11 protein-coding genes are annotated in these 17,202 nt (G+C 55.8%); 3 read left to right on the forward strand and 8 right to left on the reverse strand.

Going from position 1 to position 17,202, the window contains the following annotated elements; all coding sequences use genetic code 11:
- Window positions 1-255: 255 nt before the first annotated feature.
- A complete protein-coding gene (locus HQN87_RS04735) occupies window positions 256-1,836 on the reverse strand; it encodes an extracellular solute-binding protein (RefSeq protein WP_173128532.1) in 1,581 nt (526 codons plus the stop codon).
- Between the two features lie 150 nt (window positions 1,837-1,986).
- On the opposite strand from HQN87_RS04735, the gene HQN87_RS04740 reads away from it, so the two are divergent.
- The gene (locus HQN87_RS04740; RefSeq protein WP_216857144.1) at window positions 1,987-3,702 is read left to right on the forward strand and encodes a sensor histidine kinase; all 1,716 of its coding nucleotides are present in this window, start codon (window positions 1,987-1,989) and stop codon (window positions 3,700-3,702) included.
- Window positions 3,680-5,296 carry a response regulator gene (locus tag HQN87_RS04745; protein WP_173128538.1) on the forward strand — a complete coding sequence of 539 codons (1,617 nt, stop codon included), beginning with the start codon at window positions 3,680-3,682 and terminating at the stop codon, window positions 5,294-5,296. Before HQN87_RS04740 ends, HQN87_RS04745 begins: the two co-directional genes overlap by 23 nt.
- On the opposite strand, the gene HQN87_RS04750 is transcribed toward HQN87_RS04745, so the two are convergent.
- From HQN87_RS04750 to HQN87_RS04775, 7 genes are all read right to left on the reverse strand, one after another.
- On the reverse strand, window positions 5,293-8,268 hold the full coding sequence (locus HQN87_RS04750; RefSeq protein ID WP_216857145.1) for a GH36-type glycosyl hydrolase domain-containing protein: 2,976 nt from the start codon (window positions 8,266-8,268) through the stop codon (window positions 5,293-5,295). The genes HQN87_RS04745 and HQN87_RS04750 overlap by 4 nt on opposite strands.
- Entirely contained in the window at window positions 8,222-8,353 is a 132-nt protein-coding gene (locus HQN87_RS32660; RefSeq protein WP_301953154.1) for a hypothetical protein, read from the reverse strand. The genes HQN87_RS04750 and HQN87_RS32660 overlap by 47 nt, the downstream gene beginning before the upstream one ends.
- A 192-nt stretch (window positions 8,354-8,545) precedes the next feature.
- Window positions 8,546-13,093, reverse strand: coding sequence for a carbohydrate binding domain-containing protein (locus HQN87_RS04755; protein WP_173128541.1), 4,548 nt, complete (start codon window positions 13,091-13,093; stop codon window positions 8,546-8,548).
- A 653-nt stretch (window positions 13,094-13,746) separates the two neighbouring features.
- The gene (locus HQN87_RS04760; RefSeq protein WP_036690502.1) at window positions 13,747-13,956 is read right to left on the reverse strand and encodes a YrzR-like zinc ribbon domain; all 210 of its coding nucleotides are present in this window, start codon (window positions 13,954-13,956) and stop codon (window positions 13,747-13,749) included.
- 14 nt (window positions 13,957-13,970) lie between these two features.
- On the reverse strand, window positions 13,971-14,492 hold the full coding sequence (locus tag HQN87_RS04765) for a PRC-barrel domain-containing protein (protein ID WP_173128544.1): 522 nt from the start codon (window positions 14,490-14,492) through the stop codon (window positions 13,971-13,973).
- 89 nt (window positions 14,493-14,581) lie between these two features.
- Window positions 14,582-15,733: a cysteine desulfurase family protein gene (locus tag HQN87_RS04770; RefSeq protein ID WP_173128902.1), complete on the reverse strand. Its 1,152-nt coding sequence runs from the start codon at window positions 15,731-15,733 to the stop codon at window positions 14,582-14,584.
- Between the two features lie 124 nt (window positions 15,734-15,857).
- A complete protein-coding gene (locus HQN87_RS04775) occupies window positions 15,858-16,328 on the reverse strand; it encodes a 2-thiouracil desulfurase family protein (protein WP_173128547.1) in 471 nt (156 codons plus the stop codon).
- 99 nt (window positions 16,329-16,427) lie between these two features.
- On the opposite strand from HQN87_RS04775, the gene HQN87_RS04780 reads away from it, so the two are divergent.
- Window positions 16,428-17,126 (forward strand): SOS response-associated peptidase, encoded by a 699-nt coding sequence (locus HQN87_RS04780; protein ID WP_173128550.1) that lies wholly within the window; start codon window positions 16,428-16,430, stop codon window positions 17,124-17,126.
- Window positions 17,127-17,202: the final 76 nt, after the last annotated feature.

Below are 17,202 nucleotides of genomic sequence, written 5' to 3' on the forward strand. Positions count from 1 at the left end.
CCCCGGCGATGCGCAAGCGGCATCGGCCGGGGTCTTTTCGCTGAAACGGATGCACATCTTCAAAATTTGTTATTCCAATCGGCACATTGGTATGGCAGCAGCCACTATCATTCAGTACGATAATAGGAAGAGCCATACTCCCGATCCATCTCAGTGAGAAATAGAAGGATGAGTTATCGTGTGCAACATATAAATCCTTATATTTCAAGAAAGAAACCGCCTTATACCTGAGGCGGTTTCTTGTCCCTGTCGCATTCACCGGTGGCTGCTGTCCCAGGCATTGACCTCAGCGGTTTCGGTCAATCCTCCGTAGGCATTCCACTTGGCTACGAATTCGTCGAACTCTTCGACTCCGCTGTCTGCGAAGATGATTTTCTGGAAGCTTTTCTGCTCCAGCTTCTTCAGCAGCTCGCCGTCGTGCTTCATCGTCGCCGTTGGGGGTCCCGTGAATTGCTCCTTGCGTGAAGCCTCCTTCTGGGACAGCAGCACGGGAACAATGTCCTTCGGAATCTCCCGGATCACCTCAGAGGGTATCCTTGCCCCGTCGAAGGTCAGTGTGTAGGAGGCCACCCGGATGCCGCCCAGCGGCAGCGCCGAAGACTGGTCCGTCGGCTCGCCGCCCGTCATTGCCCAATCGTAGCCTTCGGCGAGCCCATGGGTGAATTCGCCGGTCGAAGCGGCGTAGGAATCGAACAAATAATTCTGATAAGTAAAGAAGATTTCAGGATGCTTCATCTTTTTGTTGATCAGGATAGCGCCGTTGACAGGCAACGTGCCTCTTCTCATGAACAGGCCGCCCGGTCCCGCAGGGATGGCGACAGCCCTGACACGCGCCTGCGGGTCCGACTGGGTCAAGCTGGACAGCGGCCAGCCGCGCATCCAGTAAGGACCGGCAATAATGCCAGCCTTGCCGGTGATGAACTGATTGGCTGCCCCCTCTTCATCCAGCCAAGCGCTGTCAGCGGTCAGGTATCCATGCTGCACCCATTGCTTCATGAGCTGCACGGCCTTCCGGGCCCCCGGCTGGACAGAGCCGTATTCCAGAGTGCCGTCACTCCGGCGGTTCCACTGCTCGGGAACCGTGCCGAACGCACCGAATATCCAGCTGCTGTCCCCCATCCAGGTACTTGGACCGTTGCGAAAACCGACCGAAAGGCCATAGGTATCCTTAAGTCCGTTGCCGTCCGGGTCCCGGTTGACAAAGGCATCCATGACCTGCTCCAGCTCATCCAGGGTCTGCGGGGCTTCCAGCTTCAGCTTGTCCAGCCAATCCTGGCGGACCCAGAGCAGCGGATCGGAATTATATTCATAATCCATGATGGGAATAGCATACTTGTGACCACTGCGCACGAAGGGATTCCATGCCGAAGCATCCTCGGCAACAGCCCTCTTCCATACCTCGGAAGCATGCTGTTCAAACAGGTCACCGACTTCCATGAACTGCCCGGAGTCAATCAGTTCCTGGATGACAGCGGCATCTCTTGTCGTTACGATATCGGGCAGGTTGCCTTTGGCCAGCTCAAGCCGCAGCTTGTTGGCATAGGTTTCTGATGTACCGGAGATGGTCCAGAGATAGCGGATACGGATGCCAAGCCGGTTCTCGGCCCAGACCGTATGTACGTTATGCTCCAGGCTCTCCCCTTGGATGAAGTTCAGGTTGGGGTTCACGGAGCCGGCCGTATACAGGTCTACCGGAGGATCATATTTGCCTTCCTTAACATCGAAGTGAGAAGCTGTGGTCTGCGGAGCAACCGGCGGCTGGCTTATGCCGGTGCTGTGCCACGTGCAGCCTGACAATATTAAGAGCAGTATAGACAGCGGTAAACGGACTTTCATGAAACCACCTGCTTTTCGTAGAGTTCTGTGTGACGGACAGATTGTATTGTAATCGACCTCATGATCTTATGATACACTTCTTCATATTACAGCAAATGTCTTGAAAAGGATGATCTTATGGTGGCTTGGCGTCCCAATCTATTTATCAAAATGGTCGCAATCCTTCTCTCCCTGATTGCAGCCACGCTTTTGTTCTACGGATTGTCTTACCGTAAGGATGTCGGAGTTATTACAAGCCAGATCAAAACAACCGACCTGAATCATCTGCAATTCCTGACCCAGCAGATGGACAATAATATCAACCAGCTCGCAGGCAGCATGTATGCCCTTCAGAGAGACCCGACCATCCGCGATTATGAGCAGATCACGCAGCTGGGCCATCTCATTGATCCCGCCCAGACTATTATGACGGTGCTGGAGAAGCTCTCCCTTCAGACCAGCTCCAGTACGTGGGAGAACCGGATTGTCCTGTACAAGCCCTTCAGCGGTGAGACCCTGGGGTCGGATTCCTCGCTCTCCTTCGACGTCTCCGTGCTGGAGAAGCCGCTCCCGGCGGGCTGGGAGTATATTTCTGAGGCCAGGACCGGTACGGAGGCGGGCTTCCGGCTGCTGCTGTCAGACCCTGCCCAGGAGACAAGCACCCCGGGTGAGGCGAAGCTGCTGATGTCGATGTATTTTCCGGTATCGAACATTGAACGGATGTTCGAGGCCTTCCAGTCACAGAACAAGGGGGATACCTTCCTGTTCCATCCGTCCCTCGGGGTCATTCTCTCCCGGAAGACGGACCGGGACATGGCGGAGCGGATCACCGGGGCGCTGAAGTTCGCGGCCGGACAGAGCTCCTCGGATATTTTCAATCTGGAGGAGGGAAGCTTTCTGGTCAGCTCGGTGCCTTCCTCGGCCATTAACTGGAAGGTCGTGCATTATTCGCCGCTGAAGCAGATTCTGCAGCCGATCCGCAGCAGCCGCTACTTCTTCCTGACAGGGTCCGCCGTCCTGCTGGTGATGAGCCTAATCTTCTCCTTGCAGCTCTACCGTCAGGTGCAGCGTCCGGTCAGCCTTCTGCTGCGCTCGCTCAACCGGATGAAGGAAGGACGCTGGTCTACCCGTATCTATACCAAGACCAATCCTGAGTTCACGATGCTGAACAGGGAATTCAATGACATGGCGGAGAAGATCCAATTGCTGATCGAGCAGGTCTATCTGGAGCAGCTCCGGGCCAAGGACGCCCACCTGAAGCAGCTTCAGTCGCAGATCAACCCGCATTTCCTGTACAATTGCCTGTTCTTCATCAAGAGCAAGGCCGCCATCGGCGATACGGATTCCGTGGAGGCCATGGCCCTGAATCTGGGCGAGTATTACCGCTATATCACGAGGGTAGACCATTCCCTCACCACCCTTCAGGATGAGCTGAAGCTGCTGGAGAACTACCTGAAGATTCAGAACCTGCGGAAGCAGCGTATCCGCTACGACATGGATATTCAGGGCGAGCTGCTTGACCTGCAAATTCCGCGGCTGCTCATCCAGCCCCTGGTTGAGAACAGTATCATTCATGGCATTGAGCGGAAAATCGGCCAAGGCTTCATTCGGATCACCGCCCGCCGAATCCGGGAGGTCATTCAGATTACCGTCGAAGACAATGGTGCCGGTATGACTGCTGAAGCCATCGCTGCTCTTCAGGAGCGTATCTCCGAAACCGCACGCGAGGACGGAGGCTGCGGGCTGTGGAATATCCAGCAGCGCCTCAAATCTTATTATGGCGAGGCCTCCGGCCTGCAGATTGCCCCTTCACCTGAAGGCGGCCTAACCACGACTCTCCGAATGGAGAAGAAAGAGGAACCTTATGCACCAAATTCTGCTGGTTGACGACGAACCTTATGTTGTCGATGATCTGTCCATTTCGATTCCCTGGGCGGACATGGGCTTCGGCCAGGTCCACAAAGCCTATTCCGGGTATGAGGCACTGGAGCTGCTTCAGCGCCACCCCATTGACATTGTAGTTACAGATATCAATATGCCGGAGCTGTCGGGCACCGAGCTGATTGCCGCGATCCGCCGCCGCTGGAAGCATATCCGGGTGGTAATGCTGACCGGCTATGCCGAGTTTGATTACGCCCGCAAGGCCATTGAAGAGCAGGCCAGCGCCTACCTGCTCAAGCCGATTGCGAGTGACCAGCTGATCGCTGTCATCGGCAAGCTACAGGAGAAGCTGCGCAGTGACTGGGAGGCCTGGTCCTCCCATCAGCGGACGATGCAGACCTTCCGCGAGCATCTTCCGATCCTGCGGGACCGCCTGCTCGGGGAACTGCTGCAGGGACGCAAGCTGCCCAGGCAGCAGCTGCAGGAGCGGCTGTCCCAGTTCGATCTGCCGTTGTCCACCGACCTGCCGGTATGCCTTGCGGTGGTCCGCCCCGAGGAGTTCTTCCGTCGCCAGGATATGCACAGCATGCTGCTGTTTGAATATGCGATCATTAATATCGCACAGGAGCTGTTCCAGGACCGGTTCCTGATCTGGTCCTGCAAGGATGTGCATGATTATCTCGTATTCCTGCTTCAGCCTAAGACGGATCTTGAACCCGGCAGCCATCCGGGAAATGAGGTTGCCCAGGCGGCCTACCAGCTGCAGAATCATGTCAGCACCCTGATGGGCGGCGGCCTGTCCGTAGTAACCACAGGCTGGGGAGACTTCCCTGACCAGGTCTATACGCTTTATCAATCCGCCATTTCAGCCATCCGCCAGCATATCGGCAGCGAAACCGGCATTTATCTTGACACCACAGACAACAACGGCTCCCAGCCGGTGGAGATTCTTCAGCCGCTCTATGAGCCTCCGCTGTTCTTTCACCTGTTCGAAGCGAACAACTGGCAGGGCATTGAAGATAAGCTGAATGCTATCGTATCGGAGCTGGTCCATAGTCCCGAGCGTTCACTGGAGCATATCCACGAAGCCCGTTTACATCTGGAGACCGCATTCTATTACTTCGCCCACAAGAATAACAAGATGCTGAGCGAGATTGTCGGCAATCCGCTGCTGGAGCAGACCTCCTTCCAGACGCCGGATAAGCTGCGGGAATGGGCCATGGAGGTTATCCTTCTGCTGCGGGAGTATTTCGATTCCGAGCGGCGGAGCAGCCGGACTGAACTGATCCGGAATGTACATGAATATATCAACCGTAACCTGCACTATGTCTCCCTTCAGGCCATTGCCGATCATGTCCAGATGCACCCGGTCTATCTCTCCAAAATGTACAAGCTGGAGACAGGCAAGCGGATCAGCGACTATATCAGTCAGGTTAAGATGGAAAAAGCGGCGTATCTGCTAATCCATACGCCGCTGAAAATTTATGAAGTTTCCTCGGAGCTAGGGTACTCCAACGCCCATTATTTCATCAAGCTCTTCAAGGAATACGCCGGGATGACCCCGCATGAATTCCGCGACCGCCGCTGTAAAACCCTTTAGCCGGCAAAGGTCAGCTCTACCTCATGGGAGAAGCCGTCATCTGCCGCCGGTACCATCCCATCCTCCAGCACCCGGCCGTCCAGCGTCAGGCGGGCTGTTCCATCCAGCATGCGGTGGAAGCCCTCCGGCTTGCGGACCCGAATCCGGTAGGAGGAGCTACCAAGCTTCAGGGTATAGCTGAATTCCGTCTGCTCTTCCCGCAGAATCGGACTCAGCGCGATGCCCTGCTCCGTATATTCAATGCCCAGCGCTTCCATCAGCGAGAGGGTGAGCCAGGTCGAGGTGCCGCTTAGCATCGGACCGATGTTCTCACCGGTCTCGCTGTTGTTGTATTGGGTACAGAACCGCGGATTCCCGCAGATGGCAAACGGATCTTCCATCGTCTTGAACGGCATAATCCGGTCCAGCAGCCAATAGCCAAGGCGGCTGAGTTCGGCAGCAAGTGCAGAGTCCGATACTTGCTTCGCTCCCTTGAACATGGCAGCAGCGGCCATCATACAGGCATGCTTGAACACGCCGCCGTTCTCACGGTCGCCCGGGAAATACTCATCGGATGCCGTGTGGGTGGATACGCGGCCCAAGGCAACCGGCGAGACCAGCTTCAGCCCGTAAGGCGTCATCAGATGCGACTTCATGGTATCCAGCATCACAGCGATCTGCGCTTCATCCGCACAACCCGCCAGAATACTCCAGCTGAACGAATTCAGGAAGTATGAACCGTCTGACGCGGGATCTGCAGACATCCCGTCTCCTGCTGCACCCAAGTACGTGTATTCGCCGTCCGGGTAGCGGTTGAACAGCACACGGGCGAAGAAATTGCCCTTCCAGGCATGCTCTTGAATGCGTTCGCGCAGCTTCACTCCGAAGCGCTTCAGATCATCGGCATCCTCCTGCTCTCCCTTACGGACGGCCAGAGCAGACAATTCATCGACCGCCACCTTCAACAGGAAGGCGTTCATGACGCTCTCGGAATAATCGCTCTCCAGCGAATCCCCGAAGACCCCGCCTGTCTGCTGCAATTGCTCCCGGTAGAGCGCCTCCTTGGCCGGGCCGTTCAGATACGTGTCATCCAGCTTCAGACAGTCGTTCCAGTCTGCGAAATCCAGCAAGGGCAGGCCATGGCGGCCGATCGAAATCTGCCCAGAATAGACAATGATCGCCTTCAGTGTCCCGAAGACCGGCCGGGTAGCCTCTTGTCCCGCCACCCCGCAAGGCTCATCCAGGAACTCCACATCTCCGGTCAGCATGACATAGCGGTAGACGGCTTGAACAAGCCATAAGGCATCGTCAGACCATTTACCCGGCTCTTTGCCGGCCCAGAAGAAATTGTGATACGCATACCCCAGCTCGAACACCATGCCGGTCCATTCTTTTAACAGACTCTTGACCAGGCCGCTGCGGCCCATACCGACGAAATAATACATGGAAGCATATAGATCCTGAATCTCACGGAAGCCGATCTCCCTGTATCCCTTCTGGGTCTGGCAGAAGGAACGGGAGACAAAGCTCTGGTAGAGCACCTGGAAGGGCAGGTTGCGGTTGACGAACAGATCGAAGCTGTCGTCGCCTGAGGACACCTGCAGGAACTTGGCATAATCCCGCACGAATCCCAGGGACTCAGCCAATGCCGCTTCTGCCGAGCGGCGGCTTGCGAAGCGTGCGATCAGGGCACCTACCTCCTCCTCCAGCACGGTCTCGTTCCAGGCCGCGCCGCTCTTGTCGGAGACCAGACCCGTCAACTGGTCAACCGCCGCCGAAGCTCCGGCACGAACATGAAGCTCCCCGGCGACAGCGAAGAATCCCGGCCCTTTGCGGTGCAGAATGCTGCTGAGCTTAAGGGCACCGTTCGGACGGTGCAGCGAGCCAGTGCCGACGAATTCGTTGTAGCTGACACAGTATTCGCGCGGAAGCACCGGTCCGTCTTCACCATGTACAATCATCGTGTGGAAGCGCAGATCGTGGCGCCCGCCTTCCGGATAATAGTCGGGGCTGACCGCAGCCACAGCGCCGGTAGAATCCTGCAATACCCCGCCTTGCATGATGACATTGCTGTACAGCACATCCTCGAACAGCGCCCCCGGAGCCGCTGAGCCGAACATTCCGGTGTATACCAGACGGAGGCGGCGGTCGCCTTCTCCATGGTTCACAATCTCAATCCGCTGCATTTCGGTAGCCAGCGGCAGACCCTCGGAATGCGGCACAATGAAGATGGTACGTGTAATCTCAAGTCCGCAGGACATCCGGTATGTGATGACCGTTGCATTCTGCGAATGGCGGCAGACCGCCGATTCAATGCCCTCTGCACCCGGATCTGCGGAGTAGAAGATCTGCTCCCCATCCTCGAACAGATAGAATTGACGGTTGGCCGGGAAGCCGTTCTCCTCCTGGCGCATATCCCAGCGGGTCGCCAGCACCTGAGTAGCGGCATGGGAGCGGAAGCTGCCGCCGCCAGTCCGGTCTACGACGCTCTTCGGGGTAGTCTGGAGCGGATGAGGGAACTCCAGACGGTTGCCCAGCAGCAGATTGACCGCGAAATGCGGACCCGGCACGGGTGAGCGCAGATCAATCACATGCTCGCCCTTCGCGTTAAGCGTGCCCGCCCAGCCTGGTGCAGCCTGCAGCAGCTCCAGCGCTTGGCGCGCAGTAGCTTCCGGCAGGACTACGGCCTGCTCCTGTCTTCCCGCATGGCGGATATACAGCGCCAATTCCGTGCCTGCGCCGTTCACGGCGAACAGCGCGGATGCTCCGGCTTCCACCGGCACCAGCGCTGCCACGGCCGGGAGCTTCAGCAGCTCCTGAATGGCAGGCAGCCGAAGCGGCAGACCGGCTATGCCGACAGCCCCGCAGCGCTGCGAGTCGGTAAAGACGGCGCTAAGCGGCCTGCCCGCCTCAATCCGGTCCGCGAACGCTTGTCTCAGAATATCCTCAGCGGAAGCTGTGGCTTGTCTTGCCGTATTGAATTTCAGCATCATGATGGTTCTCCTCTTTTCTGGTATCCTGCGGCTTAGCCTTGGCAGCTTCCGCAGTCATACCGCTGATACAGTATTTTGGCGTCATGAAGATATGATCTGATCGGGGTATAGAATGCCGTTTAGACGTGAATTATTCCCCAGTATGTATGGATTCTTGGCTACCCGAATGTAAAAGCATGGAGAACGGCTGCCCGTCCTCCATGTACTGATTATAAAAGGGTTTCTTGCCGGTCTAAATACCAAATCGCAAACCTGGATAACAAAATCTAAAGCTTATTCAAGGCGCCGGTACGGTTCCGTTATTCATGAGCACAATATCATCAATATCCACCGCAAGCTGACCCGTGCCGCCGTCCTTAATGTTGCCCAGCTCGAATGAAATGCGGCCGATAGAAGTGCTGTCCCCGGCAACATCGAATTCCAGGGTATATTCGGTGTATTCCGTATCCAAATCAACAATCTTGCTTGTGTACCCGTGCCAGGTGTAATTATTCGCTACATCCAGCCAGCCGATGCTGATATTCATTTTGCGCTTAAGATCCGCCTTGGCCTTGAAGGTAAGTGTATAATGATTGCCTTCGTTGTAAGCGACTCCCTCATAAAAGACCTGCCGGTCCCAGGTGTTCGTTCCTGTGGAGCCCACCTTGATCTTCAGCGCCCCGTTCACATTGTCAATGGATAACTCGCCGCTGTCGGAGGAGAAGCTGCTCCAGCCCTTAAGCGAAGCGGAGGAGAAATCTCCGTTCGGAATCAGATTCTCCTCATATGCCTCACCGGCCATCACTGGACTTACCTGAAGCAGAGAGATATTGCTCAGCCTGACCGTATGCTCTCCCAGCAGCTCGTTAACCTTGCCCAGACTGAATTGCAGGACGGCAGCAGAATCACTTGCCGGAGCGGTAAACAGATATTCATAATGTCCGCCCGCTTCACTCAGGCTGACTTTCTCATTCGTGTATGGGGTCCAAATCCCGTCCAATGAGCCGTCACGCTGAACCAGCACCCGGATCTCCCGGCTGATGGAGGCATCCGCATCGAAGCGCAGCAGGTACTTCTTGCCCTGTTCTACCGGTATTCCCCCTTGCTTCACCTGTACGTTCCAGTCGTCATCACCAGTGCCGCCAAGGTCAACCCGCAGCGCACCATACACAGCGTTCATGACGGTATTCTTCACCGGATTACTGTCCCAATCCCGCTTGTACAGCGTCCAGCCTTCGGTAGAATCGCCCTTGAAGCTGCCGTTCAGCACCAGCTCGCGGGTCAGATCCAGCCAGGCCAGATTGTAGCCGCTGCCGCCAAGACGGATATAATAACTTCCCGCAGGCAGCTCCAGCGGCTGACTGACGATAGCGCGGTAGGCCTGAAGACCCCCGGTGTCTCCAATTGCCGAGCTATAGACTGAGCCCGTTACCACACTCTGCTTGCCGGCATCCAGCACCGACAGCGTAAGCTCCGAATCCGCACGCACACTGGATACCCGGGCTACCGGAACAATGCGGGCAGCCTGAGGCAGCACCACTTTGTATTCCACATAGTCGCCCTCGTCCATATCCGTGATGTCCTTGCCGCCTTCACCGCTCGGAATCAGGCCGGTACCCGATGATCTCCAGTACTGGTCCCCCCGCAGATGCAGGTAGTTCGTGAATACAGGCGGATCAATCATCCGTATCAGACGCACATTGTCAATCCCGGTCTGCCCCGGAGCCCCGCCCAGAAGGAACGATAATACGGCTTCCGTACCGGACCCGCCGGACAGTGCAATCTCTGCTGTATAGCTCTTCCACTCCGGTGTCAGGCTGAAGGTTGCCCCGTCGGGATAGACCGTCTGTCCACCGCTATTCTCCAGCTTGATGCCAAGCGGCTGCGCCTGATCCGATCTCGCGTCGAAGGCAAGCTGATAGACGCCTGCTGCGGACACTGGAATTCCGGTCTGCGTAAGCATCACATCCTCCGGCGACCCTCCGGCCTTCTGTACGTCTGCCTGGAACTCACGCTTCATCATCGGCAGCGCAAGCGTATTGGTTACACTGGCCTTCGCCGCTGCTTCCGTGCCCTCTTTAACGGCAAAGTTCCAATAACCCAGCCGCCCTTCTCCCAGCTCGAAGCCTCCATTATAGATCAGGTTGCCATCGGCAAGCGGTGTGCGCACCACCGGCGGCGCCTCTGTCTCTACCACCCGGACATTGGCGAAATAGGCGGCAATGTCGTTCAGGCCGAGGTTGAACTCGAAACGGACATTATTGTCGGAGGCCTTCGGCATCGTGAAGCTGTATTCATACGACTGCCAGTCCGGCGTAAGCTGGAAATTACGTTCCCCGGAATACGCCGTCCATCCCCCGCCGAATTCTGTCAGCTTGCTCATCAGCGGACGGGCTGCGTCCGCTTTGGCATCGAACGTTACCTTATAGGCTTTGTCCTTCTCCAGCAGCAGCGGCTTCTGCGTAAGCTGAATGGAATAATTCTGGGTTCCCGGCTTACCGATGGCAACCTTCACGGCCTTGCCCTTCTCCTGATCTTGTGTGACAGAGACGGTTCCGCTGCCCCCGTCATTCTCAATCCATTCCCAATATTCCGGCAGACCTTCGGCCGCTGTGGCACCTGTGAAGTCTCCGTTATAAATCTGGTTCCCGTCTGGCAAGGCAGGACGCTGCGGGGTCGAGAGCCCCGGGTTCGTCGGCCGTTGTCCGGTTACATCCGGCCATTGATCCATGTTCGTATACTTGTAGACCCGGACATAATCCACATACATCTCATCCGATTTGAAGTCCGCTGCCGGATCGCCCGGCCAGTCGCCGCCCACCGCCAGATTGAGGATCATATGGAACGGCCGGTCAAACGGTGCAGGGTACGTGTAGTAGTCCGGCTGACCGTTTGCCTTTGTTCCCCAATCCCTGGTTTCAAAATACATTTTATCGTCCACAAAATACCGGATCAGGCCCGGAAGCCATTCCATCGTGAACTCGTGATAATCATCAGCGAAGGTCTGGCCTTCGGGCAGAACATAGGTTTTGGTCTGGGACAAATGAGGGATATCATAGTGAATCGAGCCATGAACGGTTCTTGGATACAGGTCTGCCTCCTTTTTACCAGCCACCGGTCCCGTCAGCTCCATAATGTCCATCTCGCCGCTTCCCGGCCAAGGTCCATATTGCTTCTCATCATCGGTCGGCATCATCCAGATGGCCGGCCACATCCCCTGCTGAACCGGCAGCTTGGCCCGCACCGTGAATTTGCCGTACGTCCAGTCGCCCTTCATCTTGGAGGTCAGCTTGGCTGACGTATAGTTCTTGCCGCCGTAAGCTTCCTTCCGGGCTTCCAGGGCCAGCACACTCTGCCCGCTCTCTGTTGTAAGCGAAGCGTTGTCCGGATGATAATATTCCAATTCGTTATTGTATACCGTTCCGGTATCCTGCACATTCCATTTGCTCTCATCAATAGCCTGGCCGTCGAATTCGTCATTCCAGACCAGCTCCCATGGATTCTCCTGGGTTGGCGGAGTAACCACCGGCGTCGCAGCCGGGGTTGCTGTCGGTGTAGCCACCGGCGTGGCTGTTGGCACCGGCGCCTCAGGTGCCTGCGTTGGCGTGTCCCCGCCTGTACTCCCGCCCGCAATTGCCGGGGCTGGAGTAGCGGTAGCACCCGCCTGCGGCGTGGCTCCGTTGCCGGACAAGCCGCGAAGCGTCTCGCCAGCCTTAAGCGCCAGGGTGTTGAGAAGCACACGGTCCGCCTGGTTCTCAAGCAGGCCGATCTGCCCCCGGTTTATGATCTCTGAACCGGCAGCACCAGCACCGATGACCACGGCCTCAGCCCGTGAACCGGCCCCAATCTCAACCTTGGACGGCTCTAGCAATTCGATACGTGCGGCTGTGCTCCCGTCCTCCAGGACAAGGCGTACAGGGGCCTTGGGATTGTTCAGCTTGACCTCGCCCAGCGCAGCTTTGCGGAAGACCACTGAATGCCCGCCGCCTCCGGAGATATGGGTGGTTCCCTGCACCTTGATGCCCGAGAACGATACGTCCCCTTCTCCTGCTCCGGCAGTCACATACAGATTCCCGCTAACGGCTCCTTCTTCAAGCTGCACGTTCGCGCGGTTGACAATTACATTGCCGGACACCCCGCCAATGGAGTGGCTTCCTTCGGCTGAACTGATCCAGCCGACCATGCGGCCCAGCAGCTCAGCCAGCTCGGCCCGGGTCATCTGCGCCTGCGGGTTCAGCTTGCCGTCCGGATTGCCGCGAATATATCCGGTGCCCAGCATGGCACTCACTGCTTCCCGGGCATAGCCGCTGACCGCTGCTGCGTCGGACTGCGCTGTAAGTGCAGCAGGAGAGCCCGCATTAAGCGTGAATGCCCGGCTCAGCATCGTCATCACTTCCTGACGGGTTACAGCCGCTCCCGGCTGGAACCGGCCGTCCGCATAACCTTGGATAACGCCTGCTGCACTAACCCCGCTGACATCTTGGCCATACCAGGAAGAAGCGCTTACATCACTGAAAATAGTACGGCCTGCATCCGTGTAACGGAACATCCGGTTGATCACCACGGCTATCTCTGCACGCGTGACAGCTCGTCCCGGTCTGAATTGTCCTTCCCCGTCCCCCTGCAGAATTCCTGCGGCTGACAGCCTGTTCACTGCTGCCGAAGCCCAGTGCTGCTTCATGTCGGCATACCCTGCCGTTTGGACTGCGTCTGTGCTGCCTGCACTTGCAGATAGGTTAGCCAGGTCCTTGCTGTCTGCCTGGGCGATTCCCGTAGTTCCCGGAAGCTGAATTCCTGACAGCAGCAGACCGGCAATCAAAAGCTTGGATATTCCTTTGCGGTACATCTGAACATTCCCCCTTGTATAGAACCCTGTTGAATCCTGGCCATTCCGCCAGTCGATTTCAGTATAGAGTCCGTATCCCGGAGGTAACATACCAATTCCTTAGCCTGTATAACAAAGATGCAACTTTCGTATTGGGGCGGGTATCCGGGGGGGTGAGGGGAACGGGGATAGCATGATTTTCACAGCTTGGTGAGTATCGGAGGAGCGTAATAGTACAGCTTTATCCGTTTGGATAGTTGGGAGAACAGGAAATAGTTGGATTTTCTACACTTGCTGATGGATGAATGGACGCTGCGATAACAACAGGTGGATTAACAACACTTAAATTTGCACCATTCAGCCAAAGTACCGCAAACTAACATGAATAGTTGCTGTTTTTCCACTTGCTACCCAGCATCTCGCAGAAATCGAGGAATTAAGATACGTTTGTCCACTTGCTCAGAGCAGGCGGTCGCCCGGCGTGGGGAAGTAGCTGGTAGGTCGTAGCTTATATTGTAACTTGTAGCCGAAGTGGCCCGGGCAGGAGTAGGCTGAACAACCGGGGTGTACCTTCAATTCAAAAATGCCCAAATACCGGGCGGCCTCAAGAGCCGCCCGGTATTTGGGCACGGCGAATCTATGTAACTGTTGACCGGTTATGAATCAGGCAGTGCTCAAGAGGATGCGTGGATCTGCGGGAAATCCTGTGCAACTTCTTCACCCGAGAACAGATCGTCAAGTGAGCTGAGCGTGCCATCTTCTTCAACCTGATAAACCGACATTTTCTCGCCGTTAACCGTAAGTTCGATGAAGCAGCCCCAGCAATAGAACTGGTGGGAACCGATCTTGCCGATATCCTTGGAGTTGCAGTTTGGACACTTCATACAATACATTCCACCTATCCGTTAACAATATTAATGGCTTTTTGAAGCCGTTCTTCACTCATCGCGGGAACCAGTACAGATTCCTCTCCGATAGACATTCCTTCAGAACAAGGCAGCCATTTGCGGCCTTCGATCAAATCAGTTACAAGCCCGTCACTGATTTCCAGCGCTACTATTGTATTTCCCAACTTATGGTCAAAATAAACATCCGATATTCGCCCAAGCACCGTTCCCGATGCTGTAAGCACCTGCCTGTCCTTCAAATTGTTCTTTCCAAGGAGGAACGTGTAGGATATATGGTCAGCATCGACCTTAATAATCGACTCTTTATTGCGGATCATGACAGCATCCTCGCCATAAGCGACAATATTATCCCATGCCACAACTTTCACATGACTGGAGAAAAAAGATTTGCTTTCCAGTTCAATACCCGTAATATTCCAGTTTGAATCCAGTCCGATGTCGATGATTTCACCGACTTCCGTACCTTCTTCAACTTCGTATACAGTGAGGCCAATCATATCTTGAAGTTTCATGGTATCCAAAGTCCCCTCACCTTAAGTATTGCTTACGGATTCCCATGGGCCAAGGGACCTCTTAAACGGCTGTCAGGTTACAAGGACGCCTAGTCTCTATTACGCAGCCGGTTCAAAACGGTTCCAACTTTCTGGGCGACAACCTGCATTTCTTCAATAGTATTACCCAAACCTGTACTAAAGCGAATCGCAGAGTTCAAAAGTTCTTCCGGAAGCTTCATCGCCCGGAGGACATGCGAGATTTCCAGCGATCCTGAGGTGCAGGCTGAGCCGCTGGCCGCCGCAATCCGCTCCATGTCCAGGTTCATCAGCAGCACATCTGTCCTGGCTCCTGGGAAGCTGACATTCAGAATGCCCGGCACCGAATGCTGTTCATTTCCGTTGATGACATATCCGCCTGCTCCAGCGTGCTTGTCCAGTCCCTCCAGCAGTGCTGCGCGCAATTCGAGAGCCTGCTCGTGATGCTCCGGCAGCCCTTGTACAGCCATCTCTACGGCTCTTGCGAACCCGGCCGTATGTGCCAGGCTCTCCGTGCCCGCCCGCCGGCCCCGCTCCTGAAGCCCGCCATGCTGTCTTGGCATAAGCGGCGCTCCCCGCCGGACGTACAACCCTCCAATCCCCTGAGGACCTCCGATCTTGTGGGCTGAGAAGCTCATATAGTCTACCGGCAGCTCGCGCAGCACCAGAGGCAACGTTCCCAGAGCTTGTACAGCATCTACATGCACAAGCACACCCCGTTCGGCTGCTAATCTGCCAATCTCTTCTATAGGCTGTACAGTTCCCACTTCATTATTCACATACATTATGCTGATCAGTACTGTATCCTCACGCAGGGCAGACTCTACATCCTTCAGAGAGACAAGGCCGGTAGCATCGACAGGAAGATAGGTGACCTCGAAGCCCTGTTCCGCAAGCTCTGCGCAGGTGTGCAGCACTGCATGATGCTCCACCGCTGTAGTAATGATATGTTTACCCTTGGGAGCGGAAGCATAGGCTGCGCCGAACAGGGCGAGATTATCGCTCTCGGTGCCGCCGCTTGTGAATATCCACTCCTCAGGGGAACAGCCCAAAGAGCCCGCGATTCTGTCGCGCGCTCCATTTACGATTCTCTTGGCAGACCGTCCGAACTGGTGCACACTGGACGCATTGCCGTACTCGTTCAATAGCATATTATACATAACCGTTGCCACCTCCGGATGAACCGGTGTTGAGGCGGCGTGGTCCAAATAGATGGGTTTCATCACGAAATTCTCCGCTTCCTGGAATTCAGAATTTTCTTAAAATGATTATACTGCTGAACAGCCTGTTTTACCACCTGTTAATAAACACAATATTGTAACATTTGTCCATGGTCAGCGCCACGGATCAGCCCTCTAATTCCGGCAACCGCGCAGCAAGCTGCTGCTCGGAGATCACTTCAATCCCATGTTGCCGCAAAAGCGCTGAGGTTACGCCTTCCCCGGGTATTCTCACACCCGCAAATTCTCCGTTATAGATCATGGAGCTCCCGCAGGAAGGGCTGTTCTCCTTAAGAACTACCAGGGTTGCAGCCAGGCTGCGGACCTGCTCCAGCGCGGCATAAGCGCCCTCTATGTACATTGCCGTCACATCATTCCCTGTCCGGTCAATCACCCGGGCCTTACCTTCCAGTACATCCTTGCCGGTGCCGCCTATAATCTCAGCCGGTTCTCTCGGGGTAGAGAAACCGCCCATCAGCTCCGGGCACACGGCAACCGCCTGCCGGCTGTCCAGCAGCTGCCGGATACCCTGCTCCAGACAATCCGTGCCGTTATATCTGACCTTCATCCCGGCCAGGCAGGAGCTTACGATAATCATGCCGCCATCTCCCTTTCGCAATCTTCAGGTTCATCTTATATAATGCTAAGGCAAGCTGTTCTGTCTGTAAACCATTAACTACTCAGGGAGGCACGGACAATGTGCGGAAGATATACGATTACCGTAACACTGGAAGAGCTGATAGCCAAATATTACATCCGTGAGCATCCGCTCATTCAATATGCCCCAAGATTCAATGTTGCTCCGATGCAGCCGGTTCCGGCGGTCATTCATGATGGCGAACAGAACAGGCTGGGAGAACTCCGCTGGGGGCTGCTGCCCTCCTGGTCCAAAGAGGACAAGAACGCGGCCAAGCTAATCAACGCCCGCAGTGAATCGCTGCTGGAGAAGGCTTCCTTCAAAGGGCTGATTGCTTCCCGCCGCTGTGTGATTCCCGCAGACGGCTTCTATGACTGGAAGGTCTATGACGGCGGCAAGCAGCCGATGAGAATTACCCTGCGGGACGGGCAGCTGTTCTCCCTGGCCGGCCTGTATGACATTTGGTCAGGTCCTGACGGCACAAGAATCTCCACCTGCACTATCATTACCACGGCCCCGAACCGTCTCATGGCAGACATCCATGACCGGATGCCGGTCATTCTTGATCCTGATGGAGAGGCGCAGTGGCTGGAGCGCAGCAACCGGGATATTCCTGCACTGATGAAGCTGCTGCAGCCATACGATGCGGAGCAGATGCTGGCTTATCCCGTCTCTGCGGCCGTGGGCAATGTTCGTAATGACTACCGGGAGCTGATCCATAGAGCCGGGACAGAGAGGGGACCGGACACCCTGTTTTGACCAAAATTCCGCCCATAATATAGAAGTGAAACCAGCTGTTTAGAACGTTCAGCGCCAGGGTATTAATTAAAGCTAT

The sequence above is a fragment of the Paenibacillus tritici genome, from assembly GCF_013204885.1.
In the GTDB taxonomy this organism is placed as follows: domain Bacteria; phylum Bacillota; class Bacilli; order Paenibacillales; family Paenibacillaceae; genus Paenibacillus_AQ; species Paenibacillus_AQ tritici.